The sequence below is a fragment of the Rhodanobacter aciditrophus genome (assembly GCF_042679525.1).
In the GTDB taxonomy this organism is placed as follows: Bacteria; Pseudomonadota; Gammaproteobacteria; order Pseudomonadales; family Marinomonadaceae; genus Marinomonas; species Marinomonas aciditrophus.
Window position 1 is genome coordinate 366,585 of sequence record NZ_JBHTMN010000003.1, and the last position, 25,629, is coordinate 392,213.

Annotated in this window: 20 protein-coding genes; 14 read left to right on the plus strand and 6 right to left on the minus strand. The window is 45.4% G+C overall.

Translation table 11 applies throughout. The annotated features are described in order from the left end of the window. Positions 1-87: 87 nt before the first annotated feature. Together ACFQ45_RS02385 and ACFQ45_RS02390 are read left to right on the plus strand one after the other, a co-directional pair. On the plus strand, positions 88-972 hold the full coding sequence (locus tag ACFQ45_RS02385; protein ID WP_377364935.1) for a MerR family transcriptional regulator: 885 nt from the start codon (positions 88-90) through the stop codon (positions 970-972). 101 nt (positions 973-1,073) lie between these two features. Then, positions 1,074-1,301: a DUF2061 domain-containing protein gene (locus tag ACFQ45_RS02390; protein ID WP_377364937.1), complete on the plus strand. Its 228-nt coding sequence runs from the start codon at positions 1,074-1,076 to the stop codon at positions 1,299-1,301. A 76-nt stretch (positions 1,302-1,377) separates the two neighbouring features. On the opposite strand, the gene ACFQ45_RS02395 is transcribed toward ACFQ45_RS02390, so the two are convergent. Beyond that, complete coding sequence (locus ACFQ45_RS02395) at positions 1,378-2,727, minus strand: sodium-dependent transporter (RefSeq protein ID WP_377364939.1); 1,350 nt, start codon at positions 2,725-2,727, stop codon at positions 1,378-1,380. A 521-nt stretch (positions 2,728-3,248) separates the two neighbouring features. On the opposite strand from ACFQ45_RS02395, the gene ectA reads away from it, so the two are divergent. The 4 genes from ectA to ACFQ45_RS02415 all read left to right on the plus strand — a co-directional run bounded on the left by ectA (position 3,249) and on the right by ACFQ45_RS02415 (position 7,299). Continuing rightward, on the plus strand, positions 3,249-3,755 hold the full coding sequence (gene ectA, locus ACFQ45_RS02400) for a diaminobutyrate acetyltransferase (protein ID WP_377364941.1): 507 nt from the start codon (positions 3,249-3,251) through the stop codon (positions 3,753-3,755). A gap of 51 nt (positions 3,756-3,806) precedes the next feature. Beyond that, positions 3,807-5,117, plus strand: coding sequence for a diaminobutyrate--2-oxoglutarate transaminase (gene ectB, locus ACFQ45_RS02405; protein WP_377364943.1), 1,311 nt, complete (start codon positions 3,807-3,809; stop codon positions 5,115-5,117). 94 nt (positions 5,118-5,211) lie between these two features. Beyond that, complete coding sequence (locus ACFQ45_RS02410; RefSeq protein WP_377364945.1) at positions 5,212-5,601, plus strand: ectoine synthase; 390 nt, start codon at positions 5,212-5,214, stop codon at positions 5,599-5,601. A gap of 255 nt (positions 5,602-5,856) precedes the next feature. Further along, positions 5,857-7,299, plus strand: a complete 1,443-nt coding sequence (locus ACFQ45_RS02415; RefSeq protein ID WP_377364947.1) for an aspartate kinase — start codon at positions 5,857-5,859, stop codon at positions 7,297-7,299. Between the two features lie 134 nt (positions 7,300-7,433). Here ACFQ45_RS02415 and ACFQ45_RS02420 read toward each other — a convergent pair whose 3' ends face one another. After that, positions 7,434-9,632 (minus strand): bifunctional diguanylate cyclase/phosphodiesterase, encoded by a 2,199-nt coding sequence (locus ACFQ45_RS02420; protein ID WP_377364949.1) that lies wholly within the window; start codon positions 9,630-9,632, stop codon positions 7,434-7,436. A gap of 300 nt (positions 9,633-9,932) precedes the next feature. On the opposite strand from ACFQ45_RS02420, the gene ACFQ45_RS02425 reads away from it, so the two are divergent. Genes ACFQ45_RS02425 through ACFQ45_RS02435 form a run of 3 tightly spaced genes read left to right on the plus strand, consistent with a single transcriptional unit; the run spans position 9,933 to position 14,689 of the window. Then, complete coding sequence (locus tag ACFQ45_RS02425) at positions 9,933-10,904, plus strand: ABC transporter substrate-binding protein (protein WP_377364951.1); 972 nt, start codon at positions 9,933-9,935, stop codon at positions 10,902-10,904. Between the two features lie 9 nt (positions 10,905-10,913). Beyond that, positions 10,914-14,033: an EAL domain-containing protein gene (locus ACFQ45_RS02430; protein ID WP_377364953.1), complete on the plus strand. Its 3,120-nt coding sequence runs from the start codon at positions 10,914-10,916 to the stop codon at positions 14,031-14,033. After that, positions 14,033-14,689, plus strand: coding sequence for an HD domain-containing protein (locus ACFQ45_RS02435; protein ID WP_377364955.1), 657 nt, complete (start codon positions 14,033-14,035; stop codon positions 14,687-14,689). The genes ACFQ45_RS02430 and ACFQ45_RS02435 overlap by 1 nt, the downstream gene beginning before the upstream one ends. Here the strand turns inward: ACFQ45_RS02435 and ACFQ45_RS02440 are convergent. Both ACFQ45_RS02440 and ACFQ45_RS02445 read right to left on the minus strand, forming a co-directional pair. Beyond that, positions 14,686-15,138 carry a MarR family winged helix-turn-helix transcriptional regulator gene (locus ACFQ45_RS02440; protein ID WP_377364957.1) on the minus strand — a complete coding sequence of 151 codons (453 nt, stop codon included), beginning with the start codon at positions 15,136-15,138 and terminating at the stop codon, positions 14,686-14,688. The two genes, ACFQ45_RS02435 and ACFQ45_RS02440, sit on opposite strands and share 4 nt — an antisense overlap. 66 nt (positions 15,139-15,204) lie before the next feature. After that, positions 15,205-15,564 (minus strand): Rieske (2Fe-2S) protein, encoded by a 360-nt coding sequence (locus ACFQ45_RS02445; protein WP_377364959.1) that lies wholly within the window; start codon positions 15,562-15,564, stop codon positions 15,205-15,207. A gap of 109 nt (positions 15,565-15,673) precedes the next feature. Here ACFQ45_RS02445 and ACFQ45_RS02450 point away from each other — a divergent pair, with 109 nt between their 5' ends. Together ACFQ45_RS02450 and ACFQ45_RS02455 are read left to right on the plus strand one after the other, a co-directional pair. Beyond that, complete coding sequence (locus ACFQ45_RS02450) at positions 15,674-17,992, plus strand: transglycosylase domain-containing protein (protein WP_377364961.1); 2,319 nt, start codon at positions 15,674-15,676, stop codon at positions 17,990-17,992. A gap of 137 nt (positions 17,993-18,129) precedes the next feature. Beyond that, complete coding sequence (locus ACFQ45_RS02455) at positions 18,130-18,954, plus strand: substrate-binding periplasmic protein (RefSeq protein WP_377364963.1); 825 nt, start codon at positions 18,130-18,132, stop codon at positions 18,952-18,954. 47 nt (positions 18,955-19,001) lie between these two features. On the opposite strand, the gene glgA is transcribed toward ACFQ45_RS02455, so the two are convergent. Beyond that, entirely contained in the window at positions 19,002-20,438 is a 1,437-nt protein-coding gene (gene glgA, locus ACFQ45_RS02460) for a glycogen synthase GlgA (protein WP_377364965.1), read from the minus strand. Between the two features lie 94 nt (positions 20,439-20,532). On the opposite strand from glgA, the gene glgC reads away from it, so the two are divergent. Beyond that, positions 20,533-21,783: a glucose-1-phosphate adenylyltransferase gene (gene glgC / locus ACFQ45_RS02465; protein WP_377364967.1), complete on the plus strand. Its 1,251-nt coding sequence runs from the start codon at positions 20,533-20,535 to the stop codon at positions 21,781-21,783. A 59-nt stretch (positions 21,784-21,842) separates the two neighbouring features. Here glgC and ACFQ45_RS02470 read toward each other — a convergent pair whose 3' ends face one another. Beyond that, entirely contained in the window at positions 21,843-22,757 is a 915-nt protein-coding gene (locus tag ACFQ45_RS02470) for a TraB/GumN family protein (protein WP_377364969.1), read from the minus strand. Between the two features lie 199 nt (positions 22,758-22,956). On the opposite strand from ACFQ45_RS02470, the gene ACFQ45_RS02475 reads away from it, so the two are divergent. Both ACFQ45_RS02475 and lepA read left to right on the plus strand, forming a co-directional pair. Further along, positions 22,957-23,586 carry a riboflavin synthase subunit alpha gene (locus ACFQ45_RS02475; RefSeq protein ID WP_377364971.1) on the plus strand — a complete coding sequence of 210 codons (630 nt, stop codon included), beginning with the start codon at positions 22,957-22,959 and terminating at the stop codon, positions 23,584-23,586. Between the two features lie 217 nt (positions 23,587-23,803). After that, on the plus strand, positions 23,804-25,606 hold the full coding sequence (gene lepA / locus ACFQ45_RS02480) for a translation elongation factor 4 (protein WP_377364973.1): 1,803 nt from the start codon (positions 23,804-23,806) through the stop codon (positions 25,604-25,606). Positions 25,607-25,629 lie beyond the last annotated feature (23 nt).

Consider the following 25,629-nt stretch of genomic DNA (forward strand, 5'->3'; position numbering starts at 1 on the left):
TTAAAATATTATTCTTGTACAAATTAATTTCTTGTATAATTATTATCTTATACAAGTTTTCATAATGTACAAGTTTTTGGTGTAAAGATGAGTGAACAACAAGTCCAAAAGGTTGATGTGCTTTTCCCAATTAGGGAGTTATCAACTCGCACAGGGGTCAACTCTGTGACCTTGCGTGCTTGGGAGCGCCGCTATGGATTGCTCAAACCTTTTCGTACAGAGAAAGGCCATCGATTGTATGGAGATAAGGATGTAGAGCGGGTGGAGCGGATTCTTTATTGGATGAACCAAGGCGTTGCGGTGGGCAAGGTTCGTGCATTATTGGATCGTCAAGGGGATAGCTTAGAATCTGAGACATTAGACTCTGAGGGCTTGGGGAATCAATGGCGAAGCTGGCAAGACACCTTTGTGGAGGCGGCTAGAAGCTTTTCTCAGGGACGTTGGGAGCAGCTGTTTCAAGAAGCGGTTAAGCAGTACCCATTTCATGTGTTGTTATTGAATGGGATTTTTCCTACCTTGCAATCGCTCAATAACGACATGGCATTAAAGCGTTATGTGATGACCTCTTTGGCGGAGCAGATCACTTTATTGAAGCTAAATGGCGCAAAATCCATTCGTTCTTCAAAGGAGAAAGTGCTCATCGTAAATATGGATGAATGCAATCTCATGGCAAAACTGGTGGCTTGGTGGGTAATAGAATCAGGTCGAGGGTTTGTGTTGGTGGATGGCGTTACCCATAGGCAAGAAGCTGAGTCCCTGCAGGCAGGCATGGGTGCCTGTCAGATCATCATAGTGGCGGAACGTACCTCTGAGCAAGGTGTAAAACGTTGGCTTGAAGAGGGGGATATTGGGAAGGAAATGGTCTGGGTCAGCAGTGGTGCTTGGTTATACGCAGAGCATCAAGGTCTAGCGACAGGCGGGTGGGCTTTTTCCAATGTGGCGGAATTGATTCAATCAGAACTAAATTCCTGATTAGCTAATAGCTATTAAATTTATTTTATTTATTAATTTTTAAAATTTAATAGGCGGGCTTATTATTCTTATATCGGATTAGGAATAAGAGGACACCAGCCATGACTAAAACAATTACTTTTGCAATCATGCACTTCAGTGTGGCGTTTACGGTTGCCTACTTGATTACTGGCAGCTTCGTTGTGGGTGGAGCTGTCGCACTGATCGAGCCTGCCATTAATACTGTTGCATACTACTTCCACGAAAAAATTTGGAACCGTCTGCGTCGTGATAACACCCTGCAAAATACATTTGTTTCAGCAGGTGAAAGCTTTGCTTTGAAATCTTAGGATTTATTAGATCTCATAAAAAAACGCCACCCGAGTAACTCGGGTGGCGTTTTTATTTGGGAAGCTTCGTGACTGATTACAGGTTCAAAACGAATACAATCGCAACCGCGATCGGCGCAACGAATTTCACCACGAACAGCCACAATTTCAGCAAAGCGTCGGACTTCAGGCTTAACTCTTCGGCAGCAAACTTCTGTTTTACAACCCAGCCTGCGAATACGGACACTAGGATACCGCCCAATGGCAGCATGATGTTTGCGGTCAAGTAATCTAGGAAATCGAACGTGTTCTTACCAAAGAAAGTCACGTCAGACATAAAGTTGAATGAACCAAGACACATGATGCCTAGCGCCCATACTACTACGCCTAATGCGATAGTCGCTTTAGTACGACCCATTTCAAACTTCTCAACTAGGTAAGCAACCGTCGGCTCTAGTAGAGAAATTGCTGATGTCCAAGCTGCCACGCCAATTAGAACAAAGAACAAGAAGCCAAAGAATTGACCGCCTGCCATTTGGCCGAAGGCAACAGGCAAAGAGATAAACATCAGGCCAGGGCCTGCTGCTGGATCCATACCATTAGAGAAAATGATTGGGAAGATTGCTAAGCCTGCGATCAATGCAACGATAGTGTCCAAGAAGCCAATCGCGAGTACGGTAGAGCCAATCGATGCACGTTTAGGCATGTAAGAACCGTATGCCATGATGGTGCCCATACCCAAAGAAAGGGTAAAGAATGAGTGACCAAGTGCAACCAGAACGGCATCCCAAGATAGCTTACTCACGTCAAAATCGAACATGAAGTGCCAGCCTGCTTCAAAGCCATCAGTGCTCATTGCGTAACCGAATAGGACTAACAGCAGCACGAACAACGCAGGCATCATGATGCGTGTGGCGCGTTCTAGACCGGCGTTAACCCCTGCAGCAACCACTACAACGACCATGATGGTGAAGATGGTGTGCCACATAAGCAGAGTAGTTGGATCGGCTAGCAAGCCTGAGAACAGTGCGCCAGCGTCATCAGAGCTGATGTTGTTCAGTGCGCCGCTCGCAGTCGAAACAATGTACTGAAGCACCCAGCCTGCAACGACTGAGTAAAAGGAGAAGATGAGTACGCCAGCTAACATTCCCATGAAGCCCACTAGGCCCCATTTTTTAGAATGACCCGATTCTTCGGCAAGATCCGTCAATGCATTGACAGGGCTTTGACGTGCTCGACGACCAACAAAGACCTCGGCCATCATGATTGGAATGCCTACTAGGGCAATACAAACTAGGTAAACGAGTACAAATGCGCCACCGCCATTTTCACCCGTAATGTAAGGGAACTTCCAGATGTTACCTAGGCCAACAGCGGAGCCGGTAGCCGCTAAAATAAAGATCCAGCGACTCGCCCATGAGCCGTGAATAGACTTCTTTTCTTGCATAACTATCTCTTGTTATTGAGCAATTTACTCAGACCTCGAACAACGTGAGCGTGAGGCTGTGCAGAGCCATGAGCGGCGATATTGCAGCGGCTCTATGGTGATTTGCTTGTGTGTTAATTGGAGAACATCGCTCAGAGATTTTGACCAAAATTGCGCTTCCCACACTGACAAAATTGGAATTAATAAAAACGATTATTAATTGAACGCTCTGAATTGCGGGCGATTTTGCAAAGTTTGCGCACGTTTTTCAAGCAAAAAACTGTCGAGCTGGTCAGTTTTAAGGCAAATCATCGTAAAAAGTAGGTCATTTGAGTTGATATTAATATAGTTGAAATAATTAGAGTTAAAAATAAATCTTGATAAAAATATTTAGTCCTGTAATCTATTTAGCCATCGAAGCAATTGATTGATTCGTTATTGAGTCTGTTTTTAATTGGTTTTTAAGCAGTTTTTAACATCAATTGAGTTTGCGAGCTAAGCAATAGCTTGGTTTATAAGATTAGACATGTAATGGGTGAGTTATGGAAAGCAACGAAATTATTTTAAGAAAGCCAACGGCTGAAGATGGGATAGATGTTTTTGATCTCGTCGAACGTTGTGCGCCGCTTGACCCAAATTCTTCTTACTGCAACTTGCTGCAGTGTAGCCATTTTTCGGACACTGCTGTGGCCGCTGAAAAACAAGGGGAACTGGTTGGGTTTGTGTCTGGATATCAAATTCCAGCGCGCCAAGAACCGACTTGGTTTGTTTGGCAGGTGGCAGTAGATGCCAAGGCTCGAGGTCTTGGCTTAGCTAAAAAGATGGTAGCCGAAGTATTAAACCGAGCTGATATGCAGTCTGTTAAATACATCGAAACTACCATCACACCGGATAACGAAGCCTCTTGGGCATTATTTAGAAGTCTCGCGAAGCAATTAGATGCACCGCTGGAAGACTCAGTGATGTTCGATGAGACAAAGCATTTTAAAGGGCGTCATGGTACTGAGCACCTAGTGCGAATTGGCCCATTTAACCTAGCGGGTCATTAATACCCACTCGGAATACGTCAACAGAATTTAATTATAGGAAGAGGATTAGATATGAAAATTTTTGAAGAGATCGAATCAGAAGTACAGTCTTACGCACGTTCATTCCCACGCATTTTTAACAAAGCGCAAGGTAGCTACCTGTTCGATGAAGAAGGTAACAAATATCTAGACTTCTTAGCCGGTGCCGGCACATTGAACTACGGTCATAACAACCCGATTCTGAAGAAGAAGCTGGTTGAATACATCATGGAAGATGGCATCACCCATGGCTTGGATTTGCATACCAAGGCGAAGGGCGAGTTTATGGAAGCCTTTAAAAATCACATCTTAGATCCGCGTGACCTGGAATACGTGATGCAGTTTACCGGTCCAACTGGTACCAACGCAGTGGAAGCAGCAATGAAACTGGCTCGAAACGTGACGGGTCGTGAAAACATCATCACCTTCACTAACGGCTTCCATGGTTGTAGCTTGGGTGCCCTTGCCGCGACGGGTAACTCACACCACCGTGGTGTGGCGGGTACGTCTCTTACAGGCGTGAGCCGTGTGCCTTACGATGGTTACCTAGGTGATGGCATCGAAACCACAGAGTACCTAGATAAAGTATTGTCTGATTCTTCTAGTGGTATCGATCACCCAGCAGCTGTTTTGGTTGAGACGGTCCAAGGTGAGGGTGGTATCAACGCTGCCAGCCTTGATTGGTTGAAGAACCTAGATGCGGTATGTAAAAAACATAAAGTCCTATTGATTGTCGATGACATTCAGGCGGGTTGTGGTCGTACGGGTACCTTCTTCAGCTTTGAGCCTGCAGGCATTAAGCCAGACATTGTCACCATGTCTAAATCTATTTCTGGCTACGGTCTACCCTTTGCGATCGTGTTATTCCGCCCTGAGCTAGACGAGTGGAAACCAGGCGAGCATAACGGTACCTTCCGTGGTAATAACTTGGCGTTCGTGACTGCGAAAACAGCCATTGAAACTTTCTGGAAAGATGACAAATTCGCTGCAGAAGTACGTCGTAAAGGTCAGTACATCGAAGACCGTCTAGCGTCTATTACAGAAGAGTTTGGTGAAGGTAACTTCTCCATCCGTGGTCGCGGCATGATGCGAGGCATTAATTGTGTGAGCGGTGAATTTGCCAGCAAGATCACCAAAGCATGTTTCAAGCAGAACCTGATCATCGAGACTTCTGGTGCTGATGACCAAGTAGTGAAATTCTTGTGTCCTCTTACGATTACAGACGAAGAGTTGAAGCACGGTATTGATATCGTTGAGCAAGCCATTCGTGAGGTTTGTGCCAAAACCGATGAAATGCCAGAAGAGAAAAGCTACTTCGACGAAAATTACGACATCGCCATCTAATTGGCTGATAAGCAGGCAAGTGCTTCCACCAAGGGAGCGCTTACCTGAAAAGTTAGTAACCGATTTTAAGTTTATTGATTAATAAGGAGCGAAAATGATTGTTCGTAATCTAGATGAATGTGAAAAGACAGAACGCCGCGTAGTCTCACCAGACGGTAAGTGGCAGAGTGTTCGTATGTTGTTGAAAGGCGACAACATGGGATACTCCTTTCACATTACGACGATTTTTGCTGGCGAGGAATGCCAATTCCATTACCAAAACCATTTCGAGTCTGTTTTTTGTATCGAAGGTGAAGGTGAAATTGAAAGCCGTGAAGACGGTAAAGTCTACCCAATTACACCGGGTACTTTGTATAACCTAAACGAGCATGATCGCCACACCTTGCGTGCGTTTAAAGAGCTAAAGCTGGCTTGTGTATTCAACCCACCTGTAACAGGTAAGGAAGTACACAATGCGGAAGGTGCTTACGAGTTAGTCGATTAATGATCCCTTCAGAGGAGCTTTTTGCTCCTCTTTGCTTACCTCGTTTTAACCACGTCATATCTCAGCTCAGTGCCAAGAATCCTGATTACGATTCTGACTAGGCAGAGCCGGAGTCGATCCAGCGTTTAAAAAGGTCATATTTCATTAAGATTTATGTAATTCATGCTTAATATTTGAGCGACCTTATGACAAACTACGCGCCGGCGCTCACACTAGGTTGAGGTTCCCTTAACCCCACAGAATTTCGGATACATCATGGGACTACACACAGTTGATAAAATCGGCGGCACGTCAATGAGTGACTACCGTTCGGTTCGAGACAATATAATTTTTAAGCCAGCAGGTGGAGAAGACCTGTATCAACGCATTTTTGTAGTGTCGGCATACGGCGGCATTACCGATAAGTTACTGGAAGCTAAGAAAACCGGTGACGCAGGTATTTACGCACACTTCGCAAAAGACCGTAACCAAGAAGCTTGGGGCGATGCTTTTGAAGACGTTCGTACCACTATGCTTGACATTAACCGCAACCTATTTGGTGAGAGTGAGCTTCTTAAAGAAGCTAACGACTTTTTAGAAGGTCGTCTAGATGATGCCAAAGAAGCGTTGGAAGATTTGAGTCGCTTGTGTTCTCACGGTCACTTTGCCATCAGTGAACATTTGGCGACAGTCCGTGAAATGCTTGCCAGCCTAGGTGAAGCGCACAGTGCTTGGAACATGGCAAACCTACTGAAGCGCGATGGCGTGGATGCGGTTTTTGTTGATTTGACAGGTTGGAAGACCAACAGTCACATGTCACTGGATGAGCGCATTATTGAAGCGTTTAAAGACATCGATTTGTCTAAACAGCTACCTATTGCGACCGGTTATGCCCACAGCGAAACTGGCTTGATGACCACTTTTGACCGTGGTTACTCAGAGATGACATTCAGCCGTATCGCAGTCTTAACCCATGCCCGTGAAGCCATCATCCACAAGGAATTCCACTTAAGTAGTGCGGATCCACGTTTGGTAGGTGAAGACAAAGCTGTGCCAATCGGACGTACTAACTATGATGTAGCGGATCAATTGGCTAACTTAGGGATGGAGGCTATCCACCCTAAAGCAGCAAAAGGTTTGCGTCAGAGCGGTATTGCACTGCGTGTGAAAAATACCTTTGAGCCAGAGCACAGCGGTACGCTTATTACCGGTGATTACGTCTCTGATGAGCCATGTGTTGAGATCATCGCAGGTAGCCGTGGTGTCTACGCAGTTGAGCTATTTGACCAAGAAATGGCGGGTGAAATCGATGCCTTTGATATGGGTATTTTAAAAGTACTTAATCAGCTTGGCGCTCATATCATCGCTAAAGACATCAATGCGAACAGCATTACCCACTACCTTGCGGTGAACTTGAAGACCATGAAGCGTGTTATGCGCGTGCTTCGCGAAGAGTTCCCAGAAGCAGAAATTGCGCAACGTAAAGTGGCCATTGTGTCTGCTATCGGTTCAGATATGAAAACCACAGGCATGTTGGCAAAAGCCGTGAAAGCCATTTCTGAACAAGACATCAACGTCATCGCTATGCACCAATCTATGCGTCAGGTGGATATGCAGTTCGTAGTTGATGAAGATGATTACGAAGTAGCAATTCGCAGCCTACATAAGGAACTAGTGGAAGTGCACAACCACGGTCGTGCCATCTGTCTAGCGTCCTAAATCTGCCAGAGGCGAATTAGCCTCTCGTAGAAAGCCTCAAGCTCTAAGATGCGAGTGCAAGATTGCATTGGCTAAGAGCTTGGGGCTTTTTTATTGGAGTCTGTTTGTAACAAATGAAGAGACTCTAAAGCCTGCTATTTCAGTAGTGGTGTAATGTCTTCATCAAAGCGGTTAAATTCTGCTTCCGGGATAGGGCGACTGATAAGGTAGCCTTGGCCCAAGTCACATTTGAAATCACGCAGCATCTGAAGCTGTCCATGAGATTCGATGCCTTCCGCAATCACCTGAGTATCCAGTTTGTGAGCCATGGCAATAATGGCTTCTACAATCATTTTGTCGTCTGGATCGTTTTCTAAATCCATCACAAAGCTGCGGTCAATCTTGATCAGATCCACGGGTAGGTTTTTAAGCTGCCCAAGGGACGAAAATCCCGTACCAAAATCGTCAATGGCAATGCAGATCCCCAAGGCCTTCAATCCATTTAAGGTTTTCTTGGCGTGTTCTAAGTCTGTTAACAGAGTGGTCTCTGTGATCTCGAATCCTATGTAATGACCAGGCACTTTATAGAGGTCAATCATTTCTTTTACGAAGGGGACTAGATTAAGGTCGCTTAATTGCAGTGACGATAGGTTAATGTGCAGAAGAATAGGGGGTAAACCTAAATCAAAGCGAGATCTTAGGTATTCAAAGCTCTTGCGAATGACGTAATTACCAAGCTCAAGAATCTGGCCTGATTGTTCTGCAAGAGGGATAAACTGATCTGGGAATACCAGACCTTTTTGTGGATGGATCCAACGAACCAAGGCCTCTGCTCCGATGACTTTGGAGACTTCCAAATCAAACTGAGGCTGGAAGTAGAGCACAAGCTGATGGTTTTTTATGGCTTTTGCTAGGGCAAGTTCCTCCTGATGGTGTTCCATCAGCTTTTTCTGCATAGCGTCTGTAAACAGAATGAATTGGTTTTTACCCCGGTGTTTTGCTTCGTAGAGGGCAACGTCTGAGAAGCGCATGAGCTCAAGTACATTTTGGCTATGCTGTGGAAACAGAGAAACCCCTAAGGATGTGCTGAGCTTGAATTCCCTATGCTCGATCCGAAGTATCTTTTGTATGTTCGAGAGTATTTCTTTAGCCGTGTCTTCAATGCTATCGATACTGCCATCGCCAAGGATGATGGCAAATTCATCCCCACCCAACCGTATTATCAAATCGTTTTCATCAATGCTGTTAGTCAGTCGTCGAGCGACCTCTTGGAGCACTCGATCACCGACATCATGACCAATGGAATCATTAATAGACTTAAAGTTATCGAGGTCAAAATAGATGAAAGCGCCCGATTGGTTGTTAGCCTGTAATTCTGATAAGTACTGGGGAAGAAGATCGTTAAGGTAGCGCCGGTTAGGGAGGCCTGTAAGCGGGTCGTTATAGGCAAGTTTCTGAAGCTCTTTGGTCTTCTTTTGCACTTCTTGCTCAAGTTGTTTGGGCCTAATGGAAATCAAAAATAGAAACAAAGAAGTCAGTACGCCTATGACCACTGTGATAAGCATTAATGTGTGGGAGCGGGATTCTATTCTATCTGAGACATCCAAAGAGATGATGAGCGTCCAGGTACCAGTGGGGAGGGTGATATCAGATTGTACAGCGGTTTTGGGGTTGATAGGGGTGCTGGATTCGTAAAAGACTGATTTCTCAGACGTGTCCGTATGATTTCGCTCTAATGTGACGCTGTAACCTTCTTCTTCGAGCTCGCGGATGCCTGTGTCTGCTAATAAATTGTCCAGCAGAATGAGAGCCGATGCAAAGCCCCAAAATTTGGCGTTATCTGTTCCCCCGATAAAAATCGGTGTTCTACCAATGACCGCAATGCCTCCCTGTACCAGCTTGACGGGACCCACGGCGATCATGGTTTTTTCTCTAATGGCGAGTTGAGCTGCCTCTCGGTATCTTGGGTGGTTTAAGACATCCAAACCTATCGCATTTTCATTGCCTTTAAGGGGATAGATAAACTGGATAATGCCATCTGGGGCCAATTGAATATTTTCGATGCCACCAATGGAGTCCATGATATTTTCGGCGTAGTTTTCAAACAGCTCAGTATTGCCCTGATCAACTTCGATTTGGTGAGCAAGTATTTGAGTCGAGGTGAAAGCAAGAGAAAGACTGCGTTCTAAATCAGAGGCTTGTGAACGGGCTGTGCTGCCAAGGTAGATTCGTTGACTTTGAACAAAGTTATCATTGGATAGCTTGGTAACGTATCCACCAGCGATACAGATAGCGACAAAGGCTATGCCTGAGAGTAAAACGGCGCGAATATCGTATGTTCGCTGTCTGGCCATCCTATGGAACTCCAATTTAAGGCTTCGTCATGAATAACGGTAATATACTAGATTTCTCACGTTTCGTGTTCGTGTAAGTATCGTGAAAACTGACTTATATCATCTCATAAGTAAATATTATTACATTAGCCGCTAATATATTAATTGCTAGTTTTCCTTCGCGTATATTTGTAAAGAAACGCTATCTCGAGAGCTTTTGAGCGTTGTTTTCTTTTGAATGTTCGAGGTTTTAACTTCGTTCTTATTCGGCTCTGATAAAGTGCTCTCTTCAAAGATGCTGTGCCGGGTATTTAGCGATGTTTGCAGGAGGATAATCTGAAGCGTATTCGTATCATCTTAATTGTGTTGGTCGTATTTTTGACTGGCGTAATACTGTATGTGCTTGTTAGTGGTAAACCTCTGAAGCTCAGCCTTCATCCATGGCCTGGCTATGAGAGTTTTGTGGTGGCGGAACATTTCTCTTGGTTGCCTGATGATATCAGTGTGGTACAGGTGAAAAACGCTTCCCAATCATTGGCCCTACTGGAAGCGGGGGAAGTTCAGGCTGCGGCGTTAACGCTTGATGAGGCTCTATACGCCCGAAGTCGAGGAGTGCCATTGGATATTGTGGCGATTCTAGATGAATCGGTGGGGGCTGATGTGCTGATGTCTCAGAAAGAGCAAGCTTCTTGGGTGGATTTAAAGGGTAGTCGAATTGCCTACGAAGGGAACACTGTCAGTGCTATTGTTTTGCATGAGGTATTTAAGGCGTCAGGCTTTGATAAGAATGACGTAGACATAGTAGAAATTCCTCCAAATGATCAGGTGGTATTTTGGGATACTAAAGCGTTTGACTATGCTATTACCTTTGAGCCTTATGCCTCCTATCTTGAGCAGAAAGGCGCGTTTAGGGTATACGATAGCCGCGATTTTCCCGGAATCATTTACGATGTTTTGGTAGTGCGAAGGGATGCAAGGTTCTTTCGTGAAAGCGCAATAACAGAGCTGTTAGCGGCTCATTTCAAAGCACTTCAATATTTAAGAGTTAATTCGGAAGATGCTCTTAGGCGTATTGCAGCTTGGCGATCCTTGAGCTATGAAGAAAACCGAAAAGTTTTTAGTGGTCTATATTTACCTGATTTAGATTATAACAAGCGTATGCTGACGCTAGATTCTGAATTTTACCAGGCGATACAACTGATCAATTTGTCTATGAATAACGGTCTGCCTTTACTGCCTGATTATCAGCTTAGAGCTCTGCTTCAGCCGGCATTTTTATTTAGAATAGAGTAGTAGGTTTTTATGCCTAGATGGATTTTAGCATTTATTTTATTAATCCCGCTTACTGCGATCGCTGACCATAAGATTAGGTTAGCGGTTTTATCCTATCAGCCCGATGTGATGCTTATGGCTAAGTATCAACCGGTGATCGATGATCTAGAAAATCTTATTGATGATTATTCTATCGAGTTATTTTTGGTGGATGCAAAGGCTTTGGAACAGGGGATCGAGCGCCACGAATTTGATGTGGTATTAATTGATCCTGTTCATTATTTGCTTTACCGCAGCGCGGGCAATATGAGTGCTGCGTTAGTGACCATGGGGCGAATGAAAGAGCGTAGTGCGACCAACTTGATGGGGGGCGTCATCTTTACAAGACGTGAGGACTCTCATATTACTCTTGAGAATGTCTTCCAGCACCAGGTGGCAAGCGTCGCTTTAGATTATTTAGAGACGTATATCGCTCAGATTTATGAGCTCTATAGCCGGGGCTTAAATTCCCCATCTGCTGATGACGTTCAGTTATTCAACTCTGATGAAGCCGTTGTACAGGGAATATTAAATCGACAGGCTGACGTCGGTTTTGTACGGTCGGGTGTTTTAGAGAACATGGTTGCGACGGGACAACTCTCGTTCGACAATATTCGCGTACTGAATGAGCAGACGCTGGCGGGCTATCCTTTTAAAGTGTCCACTCGGCTGTACCCAGAATGGGCCTTGGTGGCGCTTTCTCATATTGATATGAATGTAGTTAAAGGTATTACGGCTGGGCTGTTGAGCTTGCCAAACTCGATTTCCAGTATGGAAGCCCTGGGGATCTCAGGCTTTGTACCTGCACTTGATTATTTCCCGGTGGAGCAGGTGCTAAAAGAGTTGAAAATAGCCCCCTACGATAAGACTCAAGTGTCTTGGGTAGCGATTGTTAAAGCCTATGCCCTCTATGTGATTCTAGCGAATGTCATTGTGCTGATACTGATCGGTGCCTCTTGGTTCACCTACCGTCAAAATAAGAAGCTGGGCGCTGTAGTGGACGAACTACAGTTGGCCAAAACTTTACTGTCTAAAAGTTATGATCAGCTGGATGATTTGCTGAGCAGTAGTCCTGCTATGATTTATTCCTTAGCACCGGACACACTGCAGCTGCGTTTTATTAGTGCGAACTGTAAAAAGCTGTATGGGTTGACTGCTGAAGAGATTAAAGCTTTGCCTAAATGGTGGGCAAATTCCATCCACGATGAGGATGTGACTGACGTCTTGGCAGCGATGCGAGAGTGGCGTGTAAAGGGCTGCCAAGGGACACTTATCTCCAATTATCGTATTCACTCTGGTACTAAGTGGCTTTGGGTGGAAGACAGAGTTCAAGCGCTGTTTAACGAAGAGGGGGAAATCTCTGAGTTAGTGGGTTCTCACTTGGACATCACTGATCGCCATAAATCCCAGCAGCTATTAGAGCTGTCTGCCAGTGTGTTTGACAACGCTCGTGAAGGCATCGCCATCACGACTCCAGAAGGTGCAATCATTGAAGTGAACGACGCATTCAGTCGGATTACGGGGTATTCAAGAACAGACATCTTAGGGAAAAATCCAAGAATTTTGAGTTCAGGGCGCCAGAGTCGAGAGTTCTATGAAGAAATGTGGCGCCAGATTCTTCTCTATGGATTTTGGGAAGGGGAGGTTTGGAATAAACGCAAAGATGGAGCTATTTTCGCCCAGAATTTAACCATCGCATCTGTGAAAGATGTTCATCAGAAAGTCACACACTATATTTCTTTGTTTTCTGATATCACCCGACAAAAACGTAATGAAGAGCAGTTGGCGCACATTGCCTATTTCGATGCCCTGACAGGATTGCCTAACCGTACGAATTTGACTCAATCTTTAGATCATCATATCGCTCAGGCTCAGATCAATGGTCATAGGTTTGTACTGGCATTTATTGATCTTGATGGCTTTAAAGAGGTCAATGATACCTTTGGTCATGAGACTGGAGATATATTGTTAGTGCAGGTTTCCCAGCGTATGTTGGCCACCTTAGACGAGGGGAAGGTGGTGGCTCGTTTTGGTGGGGATGAGTTTGTTATCTTAATGCCCCTAGAAAAGGGAGAAGACCTGGAAGTCTCAGAGGGGGCTTTAGAGTCTTTATTGCAATCCTTGTCTGAGCCTTTCCTAGTCTCAGGTATTGAGCTGCAGATCAGTGCCAGTATTGGCATTACCTCGTACCCTCAAGCGAATGGTGTCGAAGCAGATCAGTTAATTCGACAGGCCGATCAAGCCATGTACCAGGCAAAGATTGCTGGCCGTAATCGTCTACATGTCTTCAATTCTTCCCATGAAAGTATTCTGATTGAGCAACATAGGTTATACGAAGAAATCCAGCTGGCTTATGACAACAAAGAGTTTTGCTTATTCTATCAACCTAAAATTAATATGCGCACTCGAGAGGTTATTGGGTATGAGGCACTTATTCGTTGGCGTCATCCCGCTCGCGGCATCTTGCCTCCTGTGACTTTTCTGCCCACTTTAACCAATCAGCCACTTGAGTTAGAGATTGGTCATTGGGTGATTAAGACGGCAGTAGCTCAGATTGATGCTTGGCAAAAACTCGGTTACGGGCAGAGCGTCAGTGTGAATTTGGCGGGTTATCAACTGCAGCAACCTAATTTTTTAGCCGATTTGGAGTCTGCTCTTGAGGGGTATCCAGAGTCTGTGGCCCATGCCTTAGAGTTAGAGATTTTAGAAACCAGTGCCATTGAAGATCTCGCCAAAGTGGCAGCTGTCATTAATGGTTGTAAGAAAATGGGGATTTCTACCTCATTGGATGATTTTGGTACTGGTTATTCCACCTTGAGTCATCTCAAAGAAATGTCTGTAGATATGCTGAAAATCGACCATAGTTTTGTGCGGGATATGATTAATCAGCCTGATGATCTTGCCATCATTAAGGGAGTGATTGGGTTTGCTGATGCGTTTCATTTAGACGTCATTGCTGAAGGTGTGGAAACGGAGGAGCATGCGGAGTATTTACTGGGACTTGGGTGTGATCTTGGGCAAGGGTACTGGTTTTCCCGTCCTATGCCAGCAGAAGAGGTGTTGGGCTGGTATGATAGTTGGCTTTTTAATAATGAAGAATCGTCTGACTGATGAATACCAACACTTTGCCAAAGCTTTCCTTAGAGGCCATAGAGCAGGCTTGTGAGGCGTATATAAGCCAGCATATGGCTCAAGACTCTGCCCATGACCTCGCGCATATTAAACGAGTTGTGGTTAGCGCCCGCCAGTTGGCCAACGCCGAAGGGGCTGATCCTTTCATCGTAGTGCCTGCTGCCTGGTTACATGATTTGGTTAATTTGCCTAAAAATCACCCTGAAAGACATTTGGCGTCAGGGATGGCAGCAGAACAGGCTTCTGTATTTTTGAGTGAGCTAGGGTACGCAGATGGTGCGTTGAAAGCGATTAAACACAGTATTACTGCCCACAGCTACAGTGCTGCCGTAGTGCCTGAAACTGTCGAAGCCAAGGTGGTGCAAGATGCTGATCGATTAGATGCAATAGGGGCGATCGGTGTCGCACGGTGCATGATGGTGGGTGGTCAGTTGGGCCGTGAACTCTATCAAACCTTAGACCCTTTTTGTGAAGACCGCAGACCGGATGATACGACTTTTAGTATTGATCATTTTTACAACAAGCTGCTGTGTTTAGCAGACAGCTTTCAGACTCAAGCGGGGAAAGCAGAAGCAAAGCGCCGTACAGCCTTTATGGAGACGTTTCTTGATCAGCTAAGATCTGAAATTGTTTAATGCGGAGCTTGTTGGTTGTGCTCCGCTAGGTTCGCTGCCATTGTGTTGGCTATCTCAATAAAAGCAGCGATCTGCTCATCAGATAAACCCTGCATCATGACTTGTAGTGCCTCGATGTCATGTTTTTCTAGGGTTTTATAGCAATTTTTTCCTTTACGGGTGAGGCTCAGAAAGAAGCTGCGCTTATCTTTTGTGTTAGGTTCTCTGGTTAGCAATTCTTGTACTTCAAGCTCTTTGATTAGGCGTGTGATTTGGCCTTTGTCTTTTTGTAGTTTGGAGGCTAATTTGATGGCGGTGCATTGTTCATCTTCATCGATGTGCTTCATAACAATGAAGTATAACGGCGACAAGGAGACATTGTGCTGATGCATCGCAACGCGCATGGACTGTTTTAGACCATTGATAATGTCAATGAGTGCGTTCTGGATCTTATTTTCATTTGTTTGCATTCAAAGAACCTTGTGTCGAGATTAGCATTGTTTTTATCCATCATATCAAACTCTGTAACGAGGGAACTAACTTCCGGTCCCAATACTTAGTAGTAAAATGTAACGACTGCCGTCATGATGGATAGAGAGTTTTGTTAGGGACTGACCTTGGCAAGGCCCTGTGATACAGAGTCCTGATTCTGGTAAAAACTGGGCGCCATGGTGTTCGCATTCGATTAGGGTGCCGCTTTCGTCGAAGGTGAGGTGGGACGCTTCTGAAAGTGGCTTTGCCCTATGGGGACAAAGATTTTCGTAGGCGTGCAAACCGTTAGATAACCTCAGTATCATGACCCGCATTCCTTGGACATATAGCTCAATGCTTTGTTCCATTGAAAGTGCAGCAATGGATAGTGACTGTTCTTTGGATAGGGGAATCTTGTTTTCCATGGGGATCTTGATTGTAGAGTGTTAATTTAGTGTATCAACACTGAAAAGATAGGGGTATCTCCGGTCTTGTTGATTGCTCCAACTATTGCCCCAATTTATACTCCCTGCCATGACTAAGAAAACTGCACCTACCTCTAAAAAAACTCCCGTTCGACGCTCTAAATCAAGCAAGAAAGGCTCCTCTTCACCTAAAAGAAAGCAACAGCGCTCCTTTCTGCGTCGAGTGTTTAAATGGCTAATCTTACTTGGTCTGATTGGCAGTATCCCCTTTGCCATTTGGGTTTGGTGGCTGGACCGTCAGGTGGTGGCTTTATTTGAAGGCCAAAAGTGGCAAGTGCCGGCCGAAGTCTATAGTGCGCCCACGATTTTGCGAGATGGTGCACCCTGGCGCAAAGAGGATTTAGAGTCCTTGCTAGCGGCCGTGGGCTATCGTTTTGGTCGCAATAGTCAGAAGGTTGGTTGGGCAGCTCGCAGTGCAACGAAGGTCAGTGCCCATCTACGTCCTTACACGGATCATACTGGCTATCATTCAGAAGCGCGTCGCATCTTTGCATTTGAAGGCGGCAGACTTCAAATTACAGATTTAACCGGAAAGCGTCATGCCACAGCGGTATTGGAGCCACAGAAAATTGGCTATTTATACAATGGCAACACGGAAAGTCGCGATATCCTAACCTATGAGCAAATTCCGAAAAATTTGATTGAGATCTTAACGGCCACTGAGGATAGGGAGTTCTTTAATCATATTGGTATTTCTTTTACCGGTATTGCGCGGGCTGCGTTTGTTAACTTGTCCTCTGGGGCGCGTCGTCAAGGGGGATCCACTCTTACCCAGCAGTTGGTTAAAAATATGTATTTGTCGTCAGAACGGACCTACACCCGTAAACTGACGGAAGTCATCATGTCGTTATCTTTGGAATATCATTACAGCAAAGAAGAGATAATTACCGCTTATGTGAACGAGGTGTATTTGGCTCAGGAGGGGAGCAGTGCTCTCCATGGTTTTGCCGCGGCGAGTCAGTACTTTTTTTCACGCCCGCTTAATGAGCTAAATATTGATGAACTGGCGTTATTGGTGGGAATGGTGAAGGGGCCATCCCTTTACAACCCCCGTCGTAATCCTGAGCGTGCTAAGGAACGACGTAATGTGGTGCTTGATATTCTGGTGGACCAGAATCGACTGACTCGAGAGAATGCCAATGTCCTTCAGAAACAACCATTACGTCTGGCGACCAAAGGAAAACGCCGCTCCATTTTTGGTGACTACCTTGACTTAGTGTCGATGCAGCTTGAGCGGGATTTTGATCCCACTCGGTTAGCAACAGAAAACCTCAGAATCTACACGGGCCTTGATGTGCGAGCGCAAAAAGCGGCCATAGATGCCATGCATAGTCAGGTGGACGCTCTGGCTCGGGCAGATAAATCCCTTAAAGATTTACAGGGCGCCATGGTGGTGACCGACAGACGTACGGGACAAGTGCGGGCTATTGTTGGTTCTTCTGATGAATACTACAGCGGTTTTAACCGCACACTGGCTGCTGTTAGGCCAATAGGGTCCTTGGTGAAGCCTGCTATTTACTTAGCGGCTATTTCTTCAGGCCGTTATACCTGGTGGGACAGAGTACAAGACGAACCGCAGCAATTTAAGATCGGCAATCAAGTGTGGGCACCACAGAACTATAGTCGCACCACCCATGGGGAAGTGCCCTTGTATGTGGCTATGTCGAAGTCCTATAACCTGGCCACTATCGATCTTGCAAATCAGTTAGGCTTTGATCGTATAGGTGATACCCTGCGACAGCTCGGTGTGAAGCGTCCGTTTACCATGTATCCCTCTGTTGCCTTAGGTTCCCTTGAGCTATCTCCTTTTGAAGTGGCGCGCTTGTACCAGCCAGTCGCTTCTGTCGGAGCAAGCAGTGAGTTAGGTGTAGTGCTATCTGTGATGGACCAAGGTGGTAAGGTGTTGAAGCGTTTTGATCGTAAAACGGATGTGCCCTTTACCGAAGAAGCCTTGGGTGTCACCTTGGCTGGCATGACAAAAGTGCCAGAAATTGGTACGGCAAGGGCAGCCCAAGCGACCTTTCCAGCTATGCGCTTTGCAGCCAAAACCGGTACGACAAATGATCAGAGGGATAGCTGGTTCCTAGCTATTAGCGATGACTATTTATCGACCGTTTGGTTGGGTATGGATGACAACACTCCGATGAAGATAACGGGGAGCTCAGGCGCACAGAAAGTATGGATAGATTTTACTAAGCGTTTGCCCCAGGGCTCATTGTCTAGAGAGTTACCAGAGGGCGCTCGATATTTCCAAGTGAGCCAAGATGAATTTGAGTTAGCGGCGGAGCGCTGCGATGACAAGGTGGAATTGCCCTTTGTCTTGGGCACTGAGCCTCGTTCATCGACTTCATGCTTGTGGCCATTTTAACTAGTGGACAAAGTCACTCAAATGTTTGTAATTAGTTGTTATTTATGGCTTTATAAGTGTAAGTAAGCTTTAGTCGACTCAAATGGATGAGAGTTCTGGGCAATGTATGTTCCATCTAACATCCTAAAAAATGATTTATGATACGTCGAAAAGCAACCGCACCTAGAATTACGAAAAATCTCATTGGTTTAACAACTTTGTTGCTCATGTCTATGGGTGGCAAGGCCTTCGCTCAACCCTCTGAATGCATGTCGCTAACCGCCACAGGTAATCCTGAATACCCGCCATTCTTGTGGCAGAGTGAGTCAGGACATCATCTAGAGGGGGCGGTTTCTCATCTGCTACAACGACTTTCTGAAAAAATACATGTACCGATAAGCATGAAGTATGTGGGGCCTTGGTCTAGATCCCAGCAAGAAGTGCGCAGTGGTCGAGTCGATTTAATGGCGGGGGCCTTTTACACCTCCGAACGGGCGGATTACATGGAGTACTTTTCGCCAGCTATGCTGTTTACTAAGAGTGTGGTGTGGCAGGCTAATGATCATAAGTTTCCCTACCATCAGCGGGAGGATTTAGTGGGTCGTTGGGGCGTCACTGTGATCAACAACAGCTTTGGTCAAACATTTGATGAGTACGCCCGAGATAATCTTAATTTGTTAAAAGTCGCCAGTCTCGATCAAGCGTTTAATATGTTAATTGCTGGTCGGGCTGACTATGTTCTCTATGAGCGAGGTCCAGGAGCCGCTTATGCGGACCATCTAGGTCTTGCTGAAAAGGTTGTGGCAATGGAGCCTGCCATCAGTAGTGAAGGACTGTTTTTAGCTATTTCCAAACAGTCCCCATGTAACACGGAAGCCTTTAAAACCATTCTTGCAACCGCTTTATCCGAACTGGTGGAAGATGGCGCACCACAGCAAGCCATGTTAAATGGCATGATGGACTGGGCTAATACTAAGCGTTAGATGAGAGGAGAGACTCTGCAATTCTCTATGATTGCAGAGTCTATGATTTAAGCGTTGCTCAAGAGCTTCTTGTAAAGGGAGATCCACTCTCCTGTTACTCGCTTCCAACTATGATCTTGTCCCATAGCGTTATGCTGGAGTTCTCGCCAAGTGCCTAAATTGGCAAACGCTGCTAACGAGCGCTGTATGGCATCCGTTAAATCCTTAATGGACGCATTTTCAAATACGAATCCGTTGGCCTTATTGCCGACTTCAAAAATGGTGTCCGCTAGACCCCCCGTTTTACGAACTAAGGGCAGTGTTCCATATTTCAAAGCGTACAATTGAGTCAGACCACAGGGTTCGAAGCGGGACGGAATCAAAAGAATGTCAACGCCAGCCTGAAGTCTGTGGGAGTATGCTTCGTCATAACCAATACGAACTGCCACCTGCTGAGGATAGCGTTCTTGCAAAGCAAGGTATTGGGCTTCCAATGTTGCGTCTCCTGATCCTAATAGAATCAACATAGCACCTTGCTTCAAGGCTGTTTCCATGGCGATTGGAATCAGGTCGAGCCCCTTTTGTTCTGTTAAACGGCTGACCACGCCAAAGACAGGCACCTCGGGCTTTTCTGGTAAGTTGTTTTCTCGCTGTAGGGCTAATTTGTTCGCCAGCTTTTTGTCAATGCTGTCGATGCTGTATTGGGTATCAATGTGAGGGTCCACTTCTGGCGACCATTCATCATAATCCACACCATTGAGAATGCCGGTAAGCTTATGACTTATAGCGCTGAGAGTGCCGTCTAGTCCATCACCGTATTCTGGCGTTAGGATTTCCTTAGCATAGGTTGGACTCACTGTGGTGATGGCGTCGGCGAACACCAAGCCAGCCTTTAATGCCGAGAATTGACCGTAAAACTCCATACCGTGCATGTTGAGTAGATCGTTTGACAAGCGCACGTCTGGGAATCGTTCCAATGGAAAGCTTCCGTTGTAACGTAGATTATGTACGGTTGTAATAATCGGCGGATGTTGAGTTTTCCAAGCTTTAAGATAGGCTGCGGCAAAGCCGGTCTGCCAATCATTCAAATGCAGTAAGTCAGGCTTCCATCCTAGTAGCTGCCCATGCTGGGCAAGAAATGCGCAGACCCAAGAAAAAGCTGCGAATCGAATATGATTATCAGGATAGTCATAGCCATAACTGTCTAAATAGGGACCTGCGTCACGTTCGAATAAACTTTGGCATTGCACAAGATAAATAGGAACGTCAGAGTTAGGTAAGCTAGACTCTAATAGTATAAGGTCGCCCGTATTGAAAGGATTACCAAGGTTGGTTTCTCTTTTTATCGGTTTGACCTTGTCTAATATGCCTGAATAGGCAGGCATAATGAGTTTAATGTCAATGCCTTGTTTTTTCAGGGCGATAGGGAGAGAGCCTGCAACATCTGCAAGCCCGCCAGTTTTTATGAGAGGGTGAATCTCAGATGCGGCAAAGAGGACTTTCATAATTCCCTTTTCATGTTGATTTACTAATATGACCAGAGTATACCTAATAACACGCTAATGTAATGTTAGGCTTGGATAAAAATAAGGGTAAGATATGGATTTGAATACCGCTCGAATGAATACACTCTCGTTAATCCTGGCAGGAGGTCGAGGGTCCCGTCTAAAACAGCTCACTGATCACCGTTCCAAGCCTGCAGTGCCCATTGCTGGCAAATATAAAATTATCGACTTTCCTCTTTCAAATTGTATTAACTCAGGTATGAGAAAAATAGCGGTACTTACTCAATATCGCTCCCATACTTTGAACCAGCATGTACAAAGAGGTTGGAACTTTTTGCGTTCCGACTTTAATGAGTTTATTGAGCTTTGGCCTGCTCAGCAGCAAACCGGTGAAGACTGGTATCGCGGAACGGCCGATGCGGTTTATCAAAACCTAAAGATGATTAATGAGTTAAACAGCGAGTACATATTAATTCTTGCTGGGGATCATGTGTATCGTCAAGACTACAGTGTTATGTTGCAAGAACACATTGAGAATGGGGCTGATGTCACAGTTGCTTGTATTGAAGTGCCCGTTAAAGAAGCGGATCAATTCGGCATAATGCATGTTGATGAAGACGATAATATTATCGCTTTTGAAGAAAAGCCAAAAAATCCGCCCACCATGCCAGGCAATCCAAATGTTTCTTTAGCCAGTATGGGGATTTATATTTTTAGTACCAAGTTTCTCCGTGACAAACTAAATAATGACTCTAAAGATAATCAGTCCAGTCACGATTTTGGTAAAGATTTGATTCCTTTGTTTGTTGGTAGCTCACGAATTAAGGCCCATCACTTTAGTCGCAGTTGTATTCCCAACGACAGTTACCCTGGTAAACCTTATTGGCGGGATGTAGGTACTTTGACGGCCTATTGGGAATCGAACATGGATTTAACCAAGTTGGTGCCTGAGCTTGATTTATACGATGAGTCTTGGCCAATTCGAACGACTCATTATCAACGTCCAGCGGCAAAGTTTAACTACAATTATGAAGAGCGTATCGGGACTGCTCTTAACTCAGTGGTCTCTGCAGGATGTATTGTATCTGGCTCCACTGTCGAGCAATCTATTTTGTTTAATAACGTTCGTGTTAATTCTTATTCCCATGTAAAAAAGTCTGTGGTGCTACCTCGATGTGATATCGGACGTCATTGCCAGCTAACAAATGTGGTGGTGGATTCGGATACTCAAATTCCGCCAAATACCATTATTGGTGAAGACCCGGTAGCCGATGCGGAGCGTTTCTATCGTAATGAAGACGGTATCGTATTAGTGACCCAAGAGATGATCGATCGTCTCAAATAATCCTTTTTGGATGTTTGCTTATGTCTCATGAAGCCTCTCACAAAGAGGCTTTTTTGATGTCACTGGGCCGTGAACAGAGGCTCAACATAGTAACCTTTTTGCTCTAATAGTTTGATCACACTGTTAGGGCCACTTAAGTGTAGGGCGCCTACCACCACAAATGTGGTTAAAGGACGGGAGGGAGCTTGGCTTAGGTATAAGCCAATAATATCCGCCATATGGCGATTACGCTTGTCTAATAACGCTTCCATCATGGGCTTCAAAGCAGGAGTTGTAAGGACGTCCTCATAAACGAATTGATAAAGTTCGTCTGGCTTTGCGGTCCGCCAATATTCTACCATTTCGCCCATGTAATCTTGATCTTCATATTGATCTAGACTGGTTTCCAACATGGCAAGCTGGGCTTGAAATGGCGCATCTGCAATGGCGTTGATTTGTTGGCTAAGGGTCTCTAGCTCAAGGATTGGCAGGCCTTTTTCTTTTGCTAGCGTTAGAAAGTGAAGGTCTACTCCTAAATCTGCCTGGTAGTCTCCTTGTGCAAGCTGTGCTTGAGTGAGCTGTTCTACCAACATCCATGGGCGTAGTTTGAGCATCTGCTCATAACTAGAGCCATTGTGTTTGGCCAGCTCTTTGAGTTGCTTTAGATGTGCGTCTGATAAGAACCTTTCTAGGGTCACACCCTCAGGGAGCCACATTTTTTGGCGTACTATCTGGGCGGACCGATAAGGGTCTAAAGCTTGCGGGTCTAATTCAACTGCTAGCCGGTCGGACTCATTAAAGGCGGATTCATAGGCAGTCGGGAGAGGATAAAAATCTTCTGTTAGAGCGTGAATCGACCCAGCAAGATAGACGGTGGCTCGCTGATATTGCACTTTCCATAAGAAAGGTTGATAGGTGCTGGCTAAAACCGAGGCGGTTGCAAGCACCAAGTAAAGAGTCAGAGTGGACTTGAAAAGTCGGTAGAATAGACGCATTAAGAATCACATCATCAAAATTTGTGACGGGGTATTATCCACTTCGCTTGTGGATAACTGTTGTAGAGATGCCGTAATAACTCCCTCAAAGCCCTGTCATAGTGGGCTTGAGTCGGTTTAGTATATAAAATCTTCAGTCACCTCTAAGTCGCTGGTTTTATAACCAAGCTTAATAATATTTCAATAAGAGGATCTATTTATGTTTACGGGTATCGTTCAAGGTATGGCGGAAGTTGCGTCCTGTCAACCACAGGGCCGTAATCGACGTTTAAAAGTTGCATTTCCTCAGGGTGTGATGCACGACCAGCAACTGGGAGCCAGTGTTGCAATCAATGGGGTTTGTTTAACGGTTGCAGAGATGGATGCAGAAACCTTGGCTTTTGATGTCATTGATACCACCCTAAATCTAACTAATATCGGCCTACTGGAAGGCGGCTCCATCGTGAATTTCGAGCGTGCTGCCAAAATGGGTGACGAAGTCGGTGGTCACGTTATGTCTGGTCACATTATGACAACTGTGACAGTCAGCAAGCTTGAGCAAATTGGTGAGAGTTTTCATATTCGCTTTCAGGTGGCTAATGATGAGATTGATGCTCGCCGTTATTTGTTTGATAAAGGCTATGTGGGCTTGAATGGGGCAAGCTTAACGATTAGCGATATTGGTGATGATTGGATTGAAGTGTCACTGATTCCAGAGACCTTACGTTTGACGACATTTGGTCAATTGGAAGTGGGTTCAAAGGTAAATCTAGAGATTGATTCCCACACTCAGGCAACGGTTGATACGGTTGAGCGAGTTTTAAAACAGCGTGGCATTGTTTTACCGTAACGAAATGAACAAATGGTGTGATTCTGCTGAAATAAATGGAGTGTATCCATGATTTTCGGTAGAATGCGCGCCATATTTTGTCCTGAGAACCTGTTTATAAGTCATTTATTGAAAACTCAGTGGGTGTCATTCACTCCACGGGGCTTTGGCTGTGCCGAACTAGCTGACTTATCAACAGGTACTCTTATAGAAATCGCTTTTTAAGTGTGAGTGTAAAGTGTCAAATAATTTAAAGCACATCCGAAATTTCTCTATTATTGCCCACATCGACCACGGTAAGTCGACGTTGGCTGACCGCTTCATTCAGAAGTGTGAAGGACTAAGTGAGCGCGAAATGGCTGCTCAAGTTCTTGATTCTATGGATATCGAGCGTGAGCGCGGTATTACCATCAAAGCTCAAAGTGTGACCTTGGATTACCATGCACAGGATGGCAACACCTACCAGTTGAACTTTATCGATACTCCTGGGCACGTGGACTTTTCATACGAAGTATCCCGTTCTTTAGCGGCCTGTGAAGGGGCTTTGCTAGTAGTGGACGCAGCTCAGGGCGTTGAAGCTCAATCTGTGGCGAACTGTTACACCGCCATCGAGCAAGGCCTCGAAGTCATGCCTGTGTTGAATAAGATCGATCTACCTCAAGCTGAGCCTGAGCGGGTGTCCGCTGAGATCGAAGAGATCATCGGTATCGATGCTGTGGGCGCCGTAACCTGTTCTGCGAAAACAGGTGTTGGCGTAGACGATGTACTGGAGCGTTTGGTTGCCACCATTCCACCACCGGAGGGTGATACAGAAGCACCTCTGCAGGCGTTGATCATCGACTCTTGGTTTGATAACTACCTAGGGGTTGTGTCTCTTGTACGTATTAAACAAGGCACCCTGAAGAAGAAAGACAAGATCTTTATCAAGTCTACCAAGCAAAGCTACCCAGTGGATAACGTCGGTATCTTTACGCCAAAACGTAAAGAAACGGGCATTTTGAAAGCGGGCGAAGTGGGTTATGTGATCGCAGGCATCAAGGACATCCATGGTGCGCCAGTGGGTGATACGATCACTCATATTCACTCCCAAGACGTCGCCCAGTTATCAGGTTTCCAAAAAGTGAAACCCCAGGTGTACGCAGGTCTTTTCCCGGTTAGCTCTGATGACTATGAAGATTTCCGTGAAGCGTTAGATAAATTAACGTTAAACGATGCGTCCTTGTTCTTCGAGCCAGAATCCTCCGACGCATTAGGCTTTGGCTTCCGTTGTGGTTTCTTGGGCATGCTGCACATGGAAATCATTCAAGAGCGACTAGAGCGTGAATACGATTTGGACCTGATTACAACGGCACCAACCGTAGTATATGAGGTGGAACTAAACTCAGGTGAAGTTATCAATGTAGATAGCCCGTCTAAAATGCCTGATTTAGGGACTATTCGCGAGATGCGCGAACCGATTGTAGAAGCTAACATCTTGGTGCCTCAGGAGTACTTGGGTAACGTTATTTCTTTGTGTGTTGAAAAGCGTGGTATTCAAAAGGACATGCTGTACGTGGGTAACCAAGTGCAGTTACGTTACCATTTGCCGATGAACGAAGTGGTGCTGGACTTCTTTGACCGATTGAAATCCTGTAGCCGTGGGTTTGCGTCTTTAGATTATGCGTTTACGCATTTCGAACCCGCTCCGTTAGTGCGTTTGGACATCTTGATCAACGGTGATCGCGTGGATGCTTTGGCTCTGATCATGCACCGGGACAATGTTTTACATAAAGGCCGCGCCCTGTGTGAAAAGATGAAAGACTTGATCCCACGCCAAATGTTTGACGTGGCGATTCAGGGGGCTGTAGGCGCTAAAGTCATTGCTCGAACGACGGTAAAAGCATTGCGTAAGAACGTAACCGCGAAGTGTTATGGTGGTGACGTGAGCCGTAAGAAGAAGCTGCTCCAGAAGCAAAAAGAAGGTAAGAAGCGGATGAAGCAAGTGGGGAACGTTGAGGTTCCGCAATCTGCATTCTTGGCGGTGCTGAAAGTAGACAGTTAAGACGGAATCAACCAGAGCCGCAT